This is a genomic window from Streptomyces sp. NPDC001663 (assembly GCF_042893105.1).
Lineage (GTDB): Bacteria > Actinomycetota > Actinomycetes > Streptomycetales > Streptomycetaceae > Streptomyces.
In genome coordinates, this window is sequence record NZ_JBIAUR010000007.1 from 366156 (window position 1) to 382182 (window position 16027).

At 70.5% G+C, this 16027-nt stretch carries 14 protein-coding genes; 8 read left to right on the forward strand and 6 right to left on the reverse strand.

What is annotated here, in order from left to right; translation table 11 throughout:
• Positions 1-99: 99 nt before the first annotated feature.
• Entirely contained in the window at positions 100-1641 is a 1542-nt protein-coding gene (locus ACFY1L_RS24235) for an MFS transporter (protein WP_388827883.1), read from the forward strand.
• Positions 1642-1747: 106 nt separating this feature from the next.
• On the opposite strand, the gene ACFY1L_RS24240 is transcribed toward ACFY1L_RS24235, so the two are convergent.
• Entirely contained in the window at positions 1748-2287 is a 540-nt protein-coding gene (locus tag ACFY1L_RS24240; protein ID WP_388827887.1) for a MarR family winged helix-turn-helix transcriptional regulator, read from the reverse strand.
• A 110-nt stretch (positions 2288-2397) separates the two neighbouring features.
• Here ACFY1L_RS24240 and ACFY1L_RS24245 point away from each other — a divergent pair, with 110 nt between their 5' ends.
• Entirely contained in the window at positions 2398-3189 is a 792-nt protein-coding gene (locus ACFY1L_RS24245; RefSeq protein ID WP_388827890.1) for a dioxygenase, read from the forward strand.
• Positions 3190-3202: 13 nt separating this feature from the next.
• Here the strand turns inward: ACFY1L_RS24245 and ACFY1L_RS24250 are convergent, their stop codons facing one another.
• Entirely contained in the window at positions 3203-3721 is a 519-nt protein-coding gene (locus ACFY1L_RS24250; protein ID WP_388827893.1) for a GNAT family N-acetyltransferase, read from the reverse strand.
• Positions 3722-3916: 195 nt separating this feature from the next.
• Here ACFY1L_RS24250 and ACFY1L_RS24255 point away from each other — a divergent pair, with 195 nt between their 5' ends.
• Positions 3917-4915, forward strand: coding sequence for an RNA polymerase sigma factor RpoD/SigA (locus ACFY1L_RS24255; protein WP_388827896.1), 999 nt, complete (start codon positions 3917-3919; stop codon positions 4913-4915).
• A gap of 436 nt (positions 4916-5351) precedes the next feature.
• Here the strand turns inward: ACFY1L_RS24255 and ACFY1L_RS24260 are convergent, their stop codons facing one another.
• Positions 5352-6317 (reverse strand): helix-turn-helix transcriptional regulator, encoded by a 966-nt coding sequence (locus ACFY1L_RS24260; RefSeq protein WP_388827898.1) that lies wholly within the window; start codon positions 6315-6317, stop codon positions 5352-5354.
• A 62-nt stretch (positions 6318-6379) separates the two neighbouring features.
• Here ACFY1L_RS24260 and ACFY1L_RS24265 point away from each other — a divergent pair, with 62 nt between their 5' ends.
• From ACFY1L_RS24265 to ACFY1L_RS24285, 5 genes are all read left to right on the forward strand, one after another.
• Positions 6380-7903, forward strand: a complete 1524-nt coding sequence (locus tag ACFY1L_RS24265; protein WP_388827901.1) for an MFS transporter — start codon at positions 6380-6382, stop codon at positions 7901-7903.
• Positions 7904-8157: 254 nt separating this feature from the next.
• A complete protein-coding gene (locus ACFY1L_RS24270) occupies positions 8158-8919 on the forward strand; it encodes a DeoR/GlpR family DNA-binding transcription regulator (RefSeq protein ID WP_388827904.1) in 762 nt (253 codons plus the stop codon).
• Entirely contained in the window at positions 8916-9863 is a 948-nt protein-coding gene (gene pfkB / locus ACFY1L_RS24275) for a 1-phosphofructokinase (RefSeq protein ID WP_388827907.1), read from the forward strand. Before ACFY1L_RS24270 ends, pfkB begins: the two co-directional genes overlap by 4 nt.
• A gap of 238 nt (positions 9864-10101) precedes the next feature.
• Complete coding sequence (locus tag ACFY1L_RS24280; protein WP_388827910.1) at positions 10102-12177, forward strand: fructose-specific PTS transporter subunit EIIC; 2076 nt, start codon at positions 10102-10104, stop codon at positions 12175-12177.
• 201 nt (positions 12178-12378) lie between these two features.
• Positions 12379-12636: a hypothetical protein gene (locus tag ACFY1L_RS24285; RefSeq protein WP_388827913.1), complete on the forward strand. Its 258-nt coding sequence runs from the start codon at positions 12379-12381 to the stop codon at positions 12634-12636.
• A gap of 30 nt (positions 12637-12666) precedes the next feature.
• Here the strand turns inward: ACFY1L_RS24285 and ACFY1L_RS24290 are convergent, their stop codons facing one another.
• The 3 genes from ACFY1L_RS24290 to ACFY1L_RS24300 all read right to left on the reverse strand — a co-directional run bounded on the left by ACFY1L_RS24290 (position 12667) and on the right by ACFY1L_RS24300 (position 16016).
• Positions 12667-13413, reverse strand: coding sequence for a DUF6227 family protein (locus tag ACFY1L_RS24290; RefSeq protein WP_388827916.1), 747 nt, complete (start codon positions 13411-13413; stop codon positions 12667-12669).
• A gap of 177 nt (positions 13414-13590) precedes the next feature.
• Entirely contained in the window at positions 13591-14814 is a 1224-nt protein-coding gene (locus ACFY1L_RS24295; RefSeq protein ID WP_388827919.1) for an Ig-like domain-containing protein, read from the reverse strand.
• A 173-nt stretch (positions 14815-14987) separates the two neighbouring features.
• Positions 14988-16016, reverse strand: a complete 1029-nt coding sequence (locus ACFY1L_RS24300; protein WP_388827922.1) for a P1 family peptidase — start codon at positions 16014-16016, stop codon at positions 14988-14990.
• Between the last annotated feature and the right edge of the window lie 11 nt (positions 16017-16027).

The window sequence follows — 16027 nt, forward strand, 5'->3', positions numbered from 1 at the left end:
TCACTACACCGACTCACCGGCCGTCGCCGTAGACGCGTAGGCGAGCCGTCCCCGTAAGACACGTTTTTTCCGTCACGAAGTCCCGAAGTGGGTATCCCCATGTCTGAAACAGCCTCAAAGGCTCCAGGCGCCGTCGACAACAGCGGCGACGCCAACCGCTGGAAAGCGCTCGTCTTCATAGCGCTCGCCCAGCTGATGGTCGTGCTCGACGCGACCATCGTGAACATCGCGCTGCCCTCCGCCCAGCAGGACCTGGGCATCTCGGACGGCAACCGGCAGTGGGTCGTCACGGCCTACGCCCTCGCGTTCGGTGGTCTGCTGCTCTTCGGCGGCCGGATCGCCGACCTGTGGGGCCGCAAGCGCGCCTTCGTCGTCGGCCTGGGCGGCTTCGCCGCCGCCTCCGCGCTGGGCGGTGCGGCCACCAACGAGGCCATGATGTTCGGCGCCCGTGCCCTCCAGGGCGTCTTCGGCGCCCTGCTCGCGCCCGCCGCGCTCTCCCTGCTCGCCGTGATGTTCACGGACGCCAAGGAGCGCGCCAAGGCCTTCGGCATCTACGGCGCGATCGCCGGTGGCGGCGGCGCCGTCGGCTTCATCCTCGGCGGTGTGCTGACCGAGTACATGGACTGGCGCTGGACGTTCTTCGTCAACATTCCGTTCGCGATCGTCGCGGCGCTCGGCGCGTACTTCGTCATCCGTGAGCCCGAGGGCGGCCGCAACCGCAACCCGCTCGACATCCCGGGCGTGCTGCTGTCCACCCTCGGCCTGGTCTCGCTCGTCTACGGCTTCACCCGCGCCGAGTCCGACGGCTGGGGCGACTCCATGACGATCGGCCTGTTCGTTGCGTCGGCCGTCCTGCTGCTGGCCTTCGTCGTCACCGAGGCCAAGGTCAAGGCCCCGCTGCTGCCCCTGCGCGTGGTCACCGACCGCAACCGCGGCGGCATCTACCTCTCGCTCGGCATCGCCATCATCGCGATGTTCGGCACGTTCCTCTTCCTGACCTACTACCTGCAGGTCGTGAAGGGCTTCTCGCCGATCAAGACCGGCTTCGCGTTCCTGCCGATGATCGCGGGCATGATGGTCGGCTCCACCCAGATCGGTACCCGCCTGATGACCCGGGTCCCGGCCCGGCTGCTGATGGGTCCCGGCTTCCTGGTCGCCGCGGTCGGCATGCTCCTGATGACCCAGCTGGAGATCGGGTCTTCGTACGCCTCGACGATCCTGCCGGCGATGGTGCTGCTCGGTCTCGGTATGGGTACGGCGTTCATGCCGGCCATGTCCCTGGCCACCCTGGGCGTCGAGCCCCGGGACGCCGGTGTCGCCTCCGCGATGGTCAACACCTCGCAGCAGGTGGGCGGCGCGATCGGCACGGCTCTGCTGAACACGATCGCCGCCTCCGCGACGACGTCGTACATCAAGGACCACATCGCCGGCGCGACCTCCAAGTCGCAGGCCCAGCTGGTCCAGCTGCAGGGCCAGGTGCACGGCTACACCAACGCGATCTGGTTCGCCGTCGGCATGCTGGTGCTCGCCGCCGTGATCGTCGTGGCCCTCGTCAACGCCGGCCGCCCCGGCTCGACCACCGTGGCCGGGTCCGAAGACGGTATCGAGGACGAGCTGGCCGTCCCGGTGGTCGCCCACTGACGGCGACCGTCCGGTCGTACCCCTTCGGAACCATCCGTACGTAGGAGGAAGGGGACGCCTCCCGCGTACGACCCCAGGACCTGCCCTGGCCCCCTGAGTGAGCGGCTCAGCGGAGCCAGGGCAGGTCCGCACCCGCATCGCTCGGCTGGAGTCCCTCGGCGACGATCTGCATGATCTCGCCGAGGGACTCCTGCTGTTCCGGAGTGAGCCGCTCGAACACCGCCTGCCGTACGGCCGTCACATGGCCCGGCGCGGTCCGCTTCAGGACGTCGTGACCCTGGTCGGTCAGCACCGCGAACTGGCCCCGCTTGTCGGAGGGGCAGTCCTCGCGACGCACCCAGCCGTTCTTCTCCAGGCGCGCGATCGCGTGCGAGAGACGGGAACGGGTGATCTTCGCCTTCATGGCCAGCTCGGTCATCCGCAGCCGACGGCGCGGGGCCTCGGCGAGGCCGACGAGGAGGCCGTAGTAGATGTGCGGCATGCCCGCGTCCCGCTGCAGCTGGCGGTCGAGATGGTCCTCGAGGAGAGTGGTGGCGTGCACGTAGGAGCGCCAGATGCGCTGCTCGTCGTCGTCGAGCCAGCGGGTTCGGGCAACGGATGGCTCTGCCTCTGGTGCTTCTTCGGCGGATGCGGATGCAGTGTTCATGCATCCATCGTACGAGAGCTCTCCTTGAAAATTAAACAAACGCGGCGTATGCTCCGAACCTGGGAGAGTTTGAGAGTTCAAGCATTGTTCTAGCTTTGGGAGTCACCGCCATGTCCGCCGCCACCCAGGAGCGCATGCCCGCCCTCTACCTCAGCCACGGCGCCCCGCCGCTCGCGGACGACCCGATCTGGCCCGGCGAACTCGCCGCCTGGTCCGCCGACCTGCCGCGCCCCAAGGCGATCCTCATGGTCTCCGCCCACTGGGAGGAGGCCCCGCTCGCCATCGGCGCGGTGGACACGATCCCGCTCGTCTACGACTTCTGGGGCTTCCCCGAGCACTACTACCGGGTGAAGTACGAGGCCCCCGGCGCCCCCGAACTGGCCGAGTCCGTACGGAAGCTGCTGCGCGCGCCCGGCACCCCCGTGCAGGACATCCCGGACCGCGGTCTCGACCACGGTGCCTACGTCCCGCTCGTCGAGATGTTCCCGGCCGCCGACATCCCGGTCCTGCAGATCTCCATGCCGACCCTCGACCCGGTCAGGCTCATGGAGATCGGCCGCAAGCTGGCGCCACTGCGCGACGAGGGTGTGCTGATCGTCGGCTCCGGCTTCTTCACCCACAACCTGGCCGCGCTGCGGCACACGGGCGGGGGAGTGCCCACCTGGTCGTCCGAGTTCGACGACTGGGGCAGGCGTGCCCTCGAGGCCCGGGACTGGGACGGCCTGCTGGACTTCCTCGCCAAGGCCCCGGCCGGCCGCTACGCCCACCCGCGCACCGAGCACTTCGCCCCGCTGTTCGTCACCATGGGTGCGGCGGAGATCGCCGGCGAGCTGGACGCGCAGCAGTCGGTGATCGACGGCTTCTGGATGGGGATGGCGAAGCGGTCGGTGCAGTTCGGCTGAGGCCTGTCGGGCGCTACAGCTCCTTCTCGTACCAGGCCACGTCCCAGTAGCGGCCGAACTTCCGGCCCACCTCCCGGTACGTGCCGACGTACCGGAACCCGAAGCGCTCATGCAGCCGCGTGGACGCTTCGTTGGGTTGCGCGATGCCCGCGTAGGCGCGGTGCAGGTCCTCGTCGGCCAGGGCCTCGAAGAGGGCCTTGTAGAGGAGTGTGCCGATGCCGCGGCGGCCGGCGTGCGGAGCGAGGTAGACCGTCACCTCGACCGAGGTCCCGTAGGCCGGTTTCGCGCGGTAAGGGCTGGATGTGGCGTAGCCCAGAATTTCCTGTGTGTCCGCATCCGCGGCAACCATCAGGCGGTACGGGCCGTCTTCAGGGTGGGAGAGCAGCCAAGGGTGGCGCTCTTCCGGAGTGAAGACCGCGGTATCGAATGTGATGGGCGTCTCACGTACATAGTGGTTGTAGATGTCGGTGAGGGCTTCGAGGTCCCCCTCGACTCCCGACCTGACCTGCACCTCTGTACGTTCCGACGGCATCGGTCCTCCTCGCGTGGCCGGACAGGGTACTGCATGATCAGAAAAATCGGGGGGCGGGTTGGGAATTCTGTCCGGATTCCAGTCGTTGTTTCCATCGGATGCAGGGCACCCGACCAAGGTGCTGAGCGGTACTCGAAGCCGAGTGCCGGGCGTCTGAAGGACCACCCGCCAGCCCACCATCGCAAGGGAGCACGCATGGCAACCCGTGCCGTCGCCCGTCGTAAGTCCGCCACCGGCGAGACGGCCGACGCGGCAAGCAGTGTTCGCGCCCACGCCGGCGAGATCGCCGACCGTGACCTGGTCGGCATGTACCTCGACGAGATCGCGCGCACACCGCTGCTCGACGCCGCCAAGGAGGTCGAGCTGTCCCAGATCATTGAGGCGGGTGTGTTCGCGCGACAAGTTCTCGAAGGGCATGAGGAGGCCAGGGCCGACGCCACCCGCGAGGAGCTGCAGGCCCTGGTCGACGAGGGCGAGCGGGCCAAGGAGATCTTCATCCGCTCCAACCTCCGCCTGGTCGTGGCCGTGGCGCGGCGCTACCCCCGTAGCGGTCTGCCCCTGCTCGACCTGATCCAGGAGGGCAACGCCGGTCTGGTGCGCGCGGTCGAGAAGTTCGACTACCGCAAGGGCTTCAAGTTCTCGACGTACGCGACCTGGTGGATCCGTCAGGCCATCACCCGCTCGATAGCGGACCAGTCGCGCACCATCCGCCTGCCCGTCCACCTGGTGGAGGAGCTGGGCCGGATCCGGCGCGTGCAGCGCGAGTTCAACCGTGAGCACGGCCGCGACCCGGAGCCCGCGGAGATCGCCGCCGAGCTCGGCTCGAACGCGGACCGTGTGGTCGACGTCCTGGACTGGGCCCGCGACCCGGTCTCGCTGAACATGGCGGTGGACGACGAGGGCGAGACCCAGTTCGGCGACCTGCTCGAGGACACCTCGGCCGTGTCGCCCGAGCAGTCGGTGCTCACGCTCCTGCGCAGCGAGGAACTCGACCACCTCATCGGCCGCCTCGACCCGCGCACGGCCTCCATCATCAAGATGCGCTACGGCATCGAGGACGGCCGCGAGCGCACGCTGACCGAGGTCGGCAAGGAGCACGGCCTGACGCGCGAGCGCATCCGCCAGATCGAGAAGCACGCGCTGCTGGAGCTGAAGAAGCTGGCCCGCCAGACCGGCTTCGAGGCGGCGGCGTAAGCCAGGGGCGTACGCCGGGTGGCGAAAGACCGCGCAAACATGGCCATGTAACGCCGCTTCAACTGTCAATGCCACGGGAACAAGACTTCAGGGCACGGGAGTTCGGATCCCTCCCGGGCCCTGAAGCAGGTCCCGCTCCACCCTTGAGCCAAGTCCCGACGCACATCCCCCCCGGCGCCGGGACTCTCCCTGAGCCGGGCTTCGGCGCCCCTCCCCCCGGGTGCCGGGGCCCGGCTCTCACTTCTGTCCTGACGCGGGCATGCTGAATGGCGGGGCACCCCGGACCTGAACCCCGGGGTGGCCCGCCGGATGGCAGATTGTGCCACAGGGACACGGCCTGCTGACTCTTCGTGAAACAGGGTCTGGACCAGGACGGATGCCGACAACGTTGGCATCCCTTCCGCCGCGACCGTCGAGCCGCACTTCACCGCCGCCGTCACCCGCCCCCGGCCCGGGTCAACCGCGCACCCAACTCCCTTACGTGATCCACGAGTTCCGCCGGTTCCAGGGCCGTGAACTCGAACCCCAGCAGCGCGAGCCGCACCGCCAGCCACTCCGCCGAGTCCCCGACCGTGGCCCGCAGCCGGCAGGAGTCCGCGTCGATCGGCTCCGGCACCCCCAGCCAGGCCGGAACCCGCGCCGCCACCGCCTCCGCGGGCGCGGCGAAGGTGACCTCGAAGTCGTACGACTCCTGATGGCGCTGCATCGACCGCCGCAGATACTCCGCCGCATCCCCCGTCGGCAGCTCCCGCGGAGCGAACCGCGCACCGGTCGCGAAGGGCTCGCTCACGCGGTCGACGCGGAAGGTGCGCCAGGCGGCGCGGTCGAGGTCGTAGGCGACGAGGTACCAGCGGCGCCCGGTCGAGACGAGGCGGTGCGGCTCCGTCACACGGCGCGACTCGGTGCCGTCGCCGGCGCGGTAGGCGAAGCGCAGCCGCTCGTGGCCGGCCACCGTGGAGGCCATGACGGTCAGTGTCTCCGGTGCGATGCTCGCGCCGTCCCCGCTGGTCAGCGGTGTGGTCGCGGCCTGGAGCGTGGAGACGCGGTGGCGCAGGCGGGAGGGCAGCACCTGCTCCAGCTTGGCGAGGGCGCGTACGGACGCCTCGTCCACGCCTTCCAGCGCGTGCCCGGCGCCCGCGCGCAGGCCGACCGCGATGGCCACCGCCTCCTCGTCGTCGAGCACCAGCGGGGGCATCGCCTTGCCCGCGACCAGCCGGTAGCCGCCGTCGGCGCCCATGGTGGCCTGCACGGGATAGCCGAGCTCGCGCAGCCGGTCGATGTCGCGCCGGACGGTGCGGCGGGAGACCCCGAGGCGCTCGGCGAGCTCGCCGCCGGGCCATTCGCGGGGCGTCTGGAGGAGGGAGAGGAGCGTCAGCAGCCGTGCCGGGGTGTCCGTCGTCATGAGTTCGAGGATGCCGTACAACTAGGACACGATCTGACCTACAGGAGTCGTAGCTTCAAGACATGACCTCCACCGAAACCCTCGTCGACAGCCCGGCCGGACCGGCCGCCACCGCGGACCGGCGCCGCTGGTTCGCTCTCGCGATCGTGATGACGGCGGCCTTCATGGACCTCGTCGACGTCACGATCGTCAATATCGCCATCCCCTCGATCCAGCGGGAAGCGGGCGCGTCCTACAGCCAGATCCAGTGGATAGCGGCCGGTTACGCGCTCGCCTTCGCCGCCGGTCTGATCACCGGCGGGCGGCTCGGCGACATCCACGGCCGCAAGCGGCTGTTCCTCGTGGGCATCGGCGGCTTCACGCTCGCATCTGCGCTGTGCGGCTTCGCCGCGAACCCGGAGATGCTGGTCGCCTCGCGCATCCTCCAGGGCGGTATGGCGGCGATGATGGTGCCGCAGGTGCTGTCGATCGTGCACGCCACGTTCCCGGCGCACGAGCGGGGCAAGGTGTTCGGGCTCTTCGGCGCGATCGTGGGGCTCGGCGCGGTGTCCGGGCCGCTGCTGGGCGCGCTGTTGACGGAGTGGAACCTGTTCGGGCTGGAGTGGCGGCCCATCTTCCTCATCAACCTGCCGGTCGGCGTCGCGGGCCTGATCCTGGGCAGCCGCTTCATCACCGAGTCGAAGGCACCGAAGGCGCTGAAGCTGGACCTGGTGGGCGTGGCGCTGGTGACGCTGGGTCTGCTGATGCTGCTCTACCCGCTGACCCGTGGGCGTGAGCTGGGCTGGCCGGTGTGGGGGTATGCGTCGATGGCCGGTGCGCTCGTCGTCTTCGCGGCGCTGGTGGCGTACGAGAAGCGGAAGACCGCGCGGGACGGTTCCCCGCTGGTCGAGCTGTCGCTGTTCAAGGTGAAGAGCTTCGCGGCCGGCATCGCGGTGCAGACCGTGTTCGGGGTCGGGCTCGGTGTCTTCTTCCTGGTCTGGACGCTGTACATGCAGTTCGGCCTGGGCTGGAGCCCGCTGCGGGCGGGGCTGACCGGCGTCCCCTTCTCGATCGCCGTCTCGACGGCCGCCGGAATGTCCGTGCAGAAGCTGGTGCCGCGGTTCGGCCGGAAGGTGCTGCAGGCCGGCGCGCTGGTCATGGCGGCGGGCGTGCTGCTCTACATCTGGGAGTCCGAGCGCTACGGCATGGGGATCGCCTCCTGGCAGATGGTGCTTCCGCTGGTCGTGATGGGCGTCGGCATGGGCCTGATCTTCGCCCCGCTGACGGACGCGGTGCTGTCGGAGGTGCCGCGCGAGCACGCCGGGTCGGCGTCGGGCCTCATCAACACCGTGCAGCAGATGGGCAACGCGCTCGGGCTCGGGCTGGTGTCGGTCGTGTTCTTCGGCGAGATCGCCGACCGGCTGCGCCCGGCGCAGGTGGGTCCGGCGTTCGTGAACGCCTTCCAGCACGCGCTGTGGTGGGTCGCCGCAGTCATGGCCGTCATCTTCCTGCTGATGTTCGCGCTGCCGAAGCGGTCGGCGCAGCACGTGGAGGAGGCCGATGCGGAGGCTCCGGTGGCGGACAAGGAGCCCGAGCTCGTCGGCTGAACCAGGCAGCCGGCGCGGCGACGGTCCGTCGACAACAGGGGAGAAGAAGGGCCCGGCACCCAGGTGCCGGGCCCTTCTTCGTGCTGTGGCGGCCCGGTCAGCGCTTGTGGAAGACGGGCAGGAAGTCCGTTCATGCCCAGGTCGGACGCCCGTTCATGCCCGATCGTGCCCGAACCTGTTTACTTTCCGGAAATCCGGGCGTAGCCTCCCGATCTGAAACCACAAGTTCGGGCACAGGTCGGAGGCGAACGGACATGTACGCACCGGAGCGGCAGCAGGAGATCCTCCGGCTCGCCCGTGACGGCGGCCGGGTGGACGTCGTGTCGCTGGCCGAGGAGTTCCAGGTGACCGCGGAGACGATCCGCCGGGACCTGAAGGCCCTCGACCGCGCGGGCCTCGTCCGCAGGGTGCACGGCGGTGCGATTCCCGTCGGGCGCCTCGACTTCGAGCCGGACCTCGCCGAGCGCGAGTCCACCTCCGCGGACGAGAAGGACCGCATCGCCAAGGCGGCCCTCACGGAACTGCCGGGCGAGGGCACGATGATCCTCGACGCCGGCACGACCGTCGCCCGTCTCGCCGCCGCACTGCCCCTGGAGACCTCGCTCACCGTCGTCACGCACAGCCTGCCGATCGCGGCCCGCCTCGCGGACCACCCCGGCATCCAGCTCCACCTCGTCGGAGGGCGCGTACGGCACCGTACGCGCGCCGCCGTGGACGCCTGGGCGCTGCGTGCGTACGGCGAGATCCGGGCGGACGTCCTGTTCGTGGCGGCCAACGGCTTCTCCGCCGACCACGGGCTGACCACCCCCGACCTCGCCGAGGCCGCGGTCAAGCGCGCGGCGGTCGCCGCGGCCCGCCGTGTCGTGCTGCTCGCCGACTCCTCCAAGCACGGCCAGGAGCACTTCGCCCGCTTCGGAGACCTGAGCGACGTGGACCTGCTGATCACCGACAGCGGGCTGAGCCCAGAAGACGCCACCGCCATCGAGCGCGGCGGCACGGAAGTAGTGCGCGCATGATCCTCACCGTCACCCCGAACCCGTCCCTGGACCGTACGTACGAGATCCCGTCGCTGGAGCGCGGCGAGGTCATCCGGGCCACCGGCGAACGCATGGACCCGGGCGGCAAGGGCGTCAACGTCTCGCGGGCCGTCACGGCCGCCGGGCAGCGCACGGTCGCGGTTCTGCCCCTCGGTGGTGCGCCGGGCGCGCTCGTCGCCGACCTGCTCGACGCGCAGGGCATCGAGGTCGCGCCGGTCCCGGTCGCCGGGGCCACCCGCTCGAACATCGCGCTCGCGGAGGCGGACGGGGTGCTCACGAAGATCAACGCGCCGGGTCCCGAACTGTCGGCGGCGGAACAGGAGTTGCTCCTGGAGACGGTGCGCAAGCACTCGCGCGACGCGTCCTGGATCGCCTGCTGTGGCAGCCTGCCGCGGGGCCTCGCACCGGCCTGGTACGCCGACCTGGTCGCGCGGGCGCACGCCGCCGGCGCCCGGATCGCGCTGGACACCTCCGGGCCCGCACTGCTCGAGGCGCTGCGCGAGCGGCCCGACGTGGTGAAGCCGAACGCCGAGGAGCTCGCGGAGGCCGTCGGGCGCCCCCTGTTCACCGTGGGCGACGCCGTGAAGGCCGCCGAGGAGCTGCGCGAGATGGGTGCGCGCGCCGTGCTCGCGAGCCTGGGCGCCGACGGGCAGCTGCTCGTGGACGACGCGGGCGCCTGGTTCGGCAGCGCGCGCGTGGATGTCGTACGCAGCAATGTGGGCGCCGGCGACTCCTCGCTCGCCGGTTTCCTGATCGCGGGAGGCACCGGACCTGAGGCGCTGGCCTCCGCGGTCGCGCACGGCGCGGCGGCCGTCCAGCTGCCCGGCAGCGTGATGCCGACCCCGGGCGACCTGGACCCGGCGGCGGTGACCGTGACCAGCGAGGTGCCGGTGGACCGCGTACTCGAGGAGCCGGTTTCATGACGTATCCCGTATTGTCCGGTCTCGTGCTGTCAGGGCCGGGCCCGAAGCGGCGAGGCTCCCCGTTACTCGCCGCCGCCGACGGGAGGCAGGGCCACCTGAGCCGCCCTGCCGCCCTCGGGAGGCGGGGTTTCCCCGGCCCCGCCTCCTCCGGCACCGAAGTCCCCACCCCCCACTGCACCCCCGTCCCCACCCCCGCCCACCCCACGCCCCGGGCGATACGCGTGCGAAGGAGCCCGCGATGAGCGACATGATCACCGCGGACCTGGTCGATCTCGACCTGTCCGCCGAAACCAAAGAGGCGGCGGCGCGCGCCCTCGCCGAGCGCATGGTGGCCCTGGGCCGGGTGACCGACCTGGACGGCTTCCTGGCCGACGTGGCCGCGCGTGAGGCACAGATGCCCACCGGCCTCGACGGCGGCATCGGCATCCCGCACTGCCGCAGCGAGCACGTCACCGAGCCGACGCTCGCCTTCGGGCGCAGCTCCGCCGGGATCGACTTCGGCGCGGCGGACGGCCCCGCCGACCTGATCTTCCTGATCGCCGCGCCCGCCGGCGCCGACGACGCCCACCTGACGATCCTTTCGTCGCTGGCCCGGCAGCTCATGAACGCCGAGTTCACCGACGCGCTGCGCTCGGTCGGCGACACGGCGGCCGCGGCCGCGCTGATCCGCGGCGACGAGCCGGCGGCCGGCACTGAAGACTCCGCTGCGGCTTCGGAGGCGGCCTCCTCCGAAGCCGCAGCGGGCAGCGCGGCCCCGGCGCCGGACGCATCCGCCCCGGCGCCGGGCGCCCCCTCCTCCACCGAGCGCCCCTTCCGTATCGTCGCCGTCACCTCCTGTCCGACCGGTATCGCCCACACGTACATGGCGGCCGAGTCGCTGGAGAACGCCGGCCGCGAGGCGGGCGTCGAGGTCGTCGTCGAGCCCCAGGGCTCGGCCGGCTTCACCCGGCTCGACCCGGCGGTCATCGCCGCGGCGGACGGCGTGATCTTCGCGCACGACGTCCCCGTACGGGAGAAGGACCGCTTCGCCGGCAAGCCGACCGTCGACGTCGGCGTGAAGGCGGGCATCAACCGGCCCGGCGAGCTGATCACCGAGGTGCGCGGCAAGGCCGAGCGCGGTGAGGTGACCTCGGGCGCCCCCTCGGGCGCGGGGACGCCGGTCGAGCGCGCCGGTGAGTCCGGCGAGGGCTACGGCACCAAGCTGCGCAAGTGGCTGATGTCCGGCGTGAGTTACATGGTCCCGTTCGTCGCGGCCGGCGGTCTGCTGATCGCCCTCGGCTTCGCGATCGGCGGCTACAAGATCAACAAGGCGCCGTCGGTCATGGACCACTTCGTGTGGAGCCAGGGCGACAGCTGGGCCGCGCTGCTCTTCCAGATCGGCGTCGTCTCCTTCGGCTTCCTCGTCCCGGTCCTGGCCGGCTACATCGCCTACGGCATGGCGGACCGGCCCGGTCTCGTCCCCGGCTTCGTCGGCGGCTCGATCGCCCTCACCATCAACGCGGGCTTCCTCGGCGGCCTGGTCGCCGGTCTGCTCGCCGGTGGCGTGGTGATGGCCATCCAGAAGGTGAAGATCCCACCGGCGGTGCGCGGCATCATGCCCGTGGTGGTGATCCCGCTGATCTCCGCGGCGGTCGTCGGATTCCTGATGTTCGTCGTGGTCGGCAAGCCCATCGCCTCCGCGCAGAAGGGCCTGACCGACTGGCTGAACGGCCTGACCGGCTCCAACGCGATCCTGCTCGGCGCCCTGCTCGGCCTGATGATGTGCTTCGACCTCGGCGGCCCCGTCAACAAGGTCGCGTACACCTTCGCCACCGCCGGCATCGCGGTCTCCAACCCGAGCGACTCCGCGATGAAGATCATGGCCGCGGTCATGGCCGCCGGCATGGTCCCGCCGCTGGCGATGGCGCTGGCCACCACGGTCCGCGGCAAGCTGTTCACGCAGACCGAGCGCGAGAACGGCAAGGCCGCCTGGGTCCTCGGCGCCTCCTTCATCTCCGAGGGCGCGATCCCGTTCGCGGCGGCCGACCCGCTGCGCGTCATCCCCTCCTCGATGGTGGGCGGCGCGATCACCGGCGCCCTGTCGATGGCCTTCGGCGCCACCCTGCGCGCTCCGCACGGCGGCATCTTCGTGGTCCCGCTGATCGGCAACCCCTTCCTCTACCTGATCGCCATCGCGGTCGGCGTGTGCGCCACCACCGCCCTGGTGGTCGTCCTGAAGGGCATGCGCAAGCCGGCCCCGGGCGCCGTCAGCCCCGGTGCGGAGGACGGCACGGCCGCGGCGACGGCCGAGGCGAAGCAGCCGGTGGCGGCGTGACCGGCGTAACGGTGTAACGCACCGCATGCCGCACTACGGTCGGCCGTGGTCCCGCGGGAGGGGCCACGGCCGTCGGCATGTCCCTTTGGGGTGCTGTGAGTTGATCACGGCATGTACGGGGCAAGTGCCGCACCTGTGCCGACTGCGAGATACGTCACGATCCGGGACCAAAGTCCCGGACCGTGGTGTCTACTGGAGCGCATGCCTGATGAGCACGTCTCGGTCTTCCAGTCGCTGGGCGTGGTGATCCTCGCCCTCACCGCCGTCGTCTGGGTGTTCGGCCTGATCAGTCTCGCGCGCCGCGGCCACTTCGGGTTGGTCCTGTGGCCGAACGGCCGTCCCCTGAGCGCCCTCCCGCGCCAGCGCCGGTCCGCGCCTCCACTGGAGTCCGTCGAGCTGACCCCGGCGGAGCGGGACGCGTTCGCGGGTCTTGTACGACAGCTCAGCGGCGGCCGCTGAGAAACCGCGCGACGGAGGTGCTCAGGCGTCTCAGGAAACCTGTGCCGCCCGGCGCTCCATCGCGTCCCGGGCCGCGTCCTCGCTGACGTACACCTCGCACATGTGCCGGCCGTCCGGCGTCGCCGTGTGCTCGACCTCCCAGAGGGAGACCTCCTCGCCGTCGCGCATCAGGAACGCGTGCTCGTAGAGCGAGAAGCACAGCCCGGCGCGGCCCGCGCGGCAGGGGCGGCCGAAGGCCTGCGTGATCTGGTGCGCGAACGCCGTCGCCAGCAGCGCGGCGGTCTCCGCGCCCGGCCGGTCCGGGTTCTCCGCGCGGCGCAGCAGCCGGCGCGCGTGGTCCGCCGAGTCGTCCGGCACATACGCGTGCCGCGGCGTGGGGATCGGCGACAGCTGCACCGTCACCGGCAGCTCGAAGTCCGGCGCGTCCGGCGGCAGGGGCAGGCGCGCGGTGGCGGCGCGCAGCTCCTCCTCGTCGACGTACACCTCGTGCTGGGCGGCGCTGCCCGGCGCGGTGTTGTGCACGAGCTCCCACAGTGTGAGCGCCGAGCCGTCCGCGAGCAGCCAGGTGTGCCGGTACGTCTCGCGGTGCATCCCCGCGCTGTGGTGCGCGGAGTGAAGTGAGCTGTCGTGCGCCAGCGCGCAGTCCAGCCGCCGTATGGTCTCGTCCGGCAGCTCGAAGGAGTTCAGGGCACGGCCAAGGAGCCGCGCGAGGTGCTCCTCCGGAGACTCGGGCGACTCGGGTGGTTCGTACGCTGCCGTCTCGTACGGAACGCTCAAGGTTTCTCCCGGCGTTGCTGCATGTCACCTTGTGGGTGCATACCGTAGCCCCTCGGTCGGACATCATGTCCGGGAACCGAGAAAACGTACGCACAGAAAACGAGCGGGCCGTGTGAGATGTTCCCACACGGCCCGACGAACTGTCAGAACTGGCTGTTCACGCAGCCCTTGAGACGATCAGGCGGCGCTGCCCGCCGTCCACTCGCTCCACGACATGTTCCAGCCGTTCAGGCCGTTGTCGGGGGAGACCGTCTTGTCGGGGGAGTTCTTCACGATCACGACGTCGCCGATGAGCGAGTTGTCGTAGAACCACTTGGCGTTGGTGGCGCCCTGTGCACCCTGGACGTCTGCGAGGCCCACGCAGCCGTGGCTGGTGCCGGTGCGACCGAAGGGCGGATTGCCCTTGTTGTACCAGTAGTTGCCGTGGAGGAAGGTGCCCGAGGTCGTCAGGCGCATCGCGTGCGGCACGTCCGGGATGTCGTACTCGCCGCCCAGGCCGACCGTCCGGCTGTTCATGCGCGTCTGCACGAACTTCTCGGAGATCACCATCTGCCCGTTGTACGTCGTGTGGTCCGGTGCGCCCGAGGAGATCGGCAGCGACTTGAAGGTCTTGCCGTCCCGCACGACCGTCATGGTCTGCGTGTTCACGTCGACCGTGGAGACCTGCGAGCGGCCGATGGTGAACGTGACGGTCTTCTTCTGCACGCCGTAGACGCCGTTCGCGCCCTGGACGCCGTCCAGGGCGATGTTCATCGTGACCTTGGAGCCGGCCTTCCAGTACTCCTCGGGCCGGAAGTCCAGCCGCTGCGAGCCGAACCAGTGCCCGACCACCTTCTGGCCGCTGCTGGAGGTGACGGTGATGTGCGACTGCACGGCCTTCTTGTCGCTGATGACCTTGTCGAAGTTGAACGACACCGGCATCCCGACGCCGACCGTGGTGCCGTTGTCGGGCGTGTACGTCCCGATGAAGCTGTTGGCCGAAGTGACGGTCGTGAAGATCGAGTTGGCGGCGGCGGTCTTGCCGTTCGCGTCCTTCGCGGTCGCCGAGATCTGGTACTTCGTCCCGCGCTCCAGCTGCTCCTTCGGCTTCCAGACACCGCCGTTCGCCGATATCGAGCCCGGTACGGCCTGTCCCGTCCCCGCCACGGTCATCTTCACGTCGGTCAGCTTGCCGTCGCTGACCTTCACGCCGGTCGTGTTGATCGACGCGGCGGTCGAGCCGTCCTTCGCCGAAATGACGATCTTCGCCGTGGACGTCTTGGCCGAGCCCTTGCCGCCCTTGCCGTCGGTGGTGGAGTCGGCGTTGGCGTTGCCACCGCAGGCGGTCAGGGTGAGGGCGCCGACCATCAGGGCGGCACAGGCCCCCAGTGCGCGCCGCGCTGCTATGTCCGGCGTTGTCACGTGCTGCTCCAGGTTCGTGTGATGTGCGTGGTCCGTTCCAGTGCGTGGGGAAAGAGGGACGGGACGGCCCGCGAGGTTCCCTGCGTCCCTCATGAACGCGATCACGTGACAGAACCGGGACAATCGTCCACGGATGCAGCTCGGTTGTTACCTGGGCCAGTACAACTCCTCTGTCACCTGCGCCCGTACATCTCCTCGTACGACGGCCACGCCCCGCCCGGCCCGTCCACCGGCTCGGCGGCGCGCACCGCGCGCACGATCGCGCGGGTCACCAGGTCCGCGCCCGCCTCGAGGATCTCGTTCAGTGCGAGGGGGTGCTCGGCGTCGAGCTGCCGTGCTCCGGTGGCCAGCGCGAACACCGTGTCGCCGTCGTTGAGCATGTGCACCGGCCGCACGGCGCGCGCGATGCCGTCGTGCGCCGTACCGGCCACCTTCTGCGCCTGTGCCTTCGACAGGTCCGCGTCGGTGGCGACCACGGCGAGCGTGGTGTTCAGCAGCGGGCGCGTGTTCTTCGCCGCGGTCTCGGTGAGGCGCCGGCGAGCGGCCTCGTGCACCTGCGCCTCCGGGTATGTCACCCGCCCTTGGAACAACTCCCCGTACAGAGCCCCCGTTTCCGGATCCATCACCGACCCCACCCCGTTGGCCACCACCAGCGCGGCCACCGTGATCCCCGAGTCGAGAACCGTGCTCGCGGTGCCGACTCCGCCCTTCATCGGCCCCACAGCGGCTCCCGTGCCGGCGCCCACGCAGCCCTCCCGCACCCGTGCCCCGACCGCGCTCGCCGCGGCCGCCTCGACCGCGGCCCGGCCGGTGGCCGCATCGGGCCGTGCCCGGAAGTCACCGCCCCGCCCGAGGTCGAAGACGCAGGCGGCGGGCACCACCGGCACGACGTGCGTCGGGTCCTGACCGACGCGCACCCCGCGCCCCTGCTCCTCCAGCCAGGCCATCACCCCGGACGCCGCGTCGAGCCCGTACGCGCTGCCGCCGGTCAGCACGATCGCCTCGACCTTCTGCACGAGGTTGCGCGGGTCCAGGGCGTCGGTCTCCTTGGTGCCGGGACCGCCGCCGCGCACATCCACGGCGGCGACGGCGCCGCCTTCCGGTGCGAGGACGACCGTGGTGCCGGTGAGCCAGCCGCTGCCGGTGCGCGTCGCGTGCCCCACCCGCACTCCGGTGACGTCGGTCAATGCGTCAGTTGTCATGCCCCCAGTCT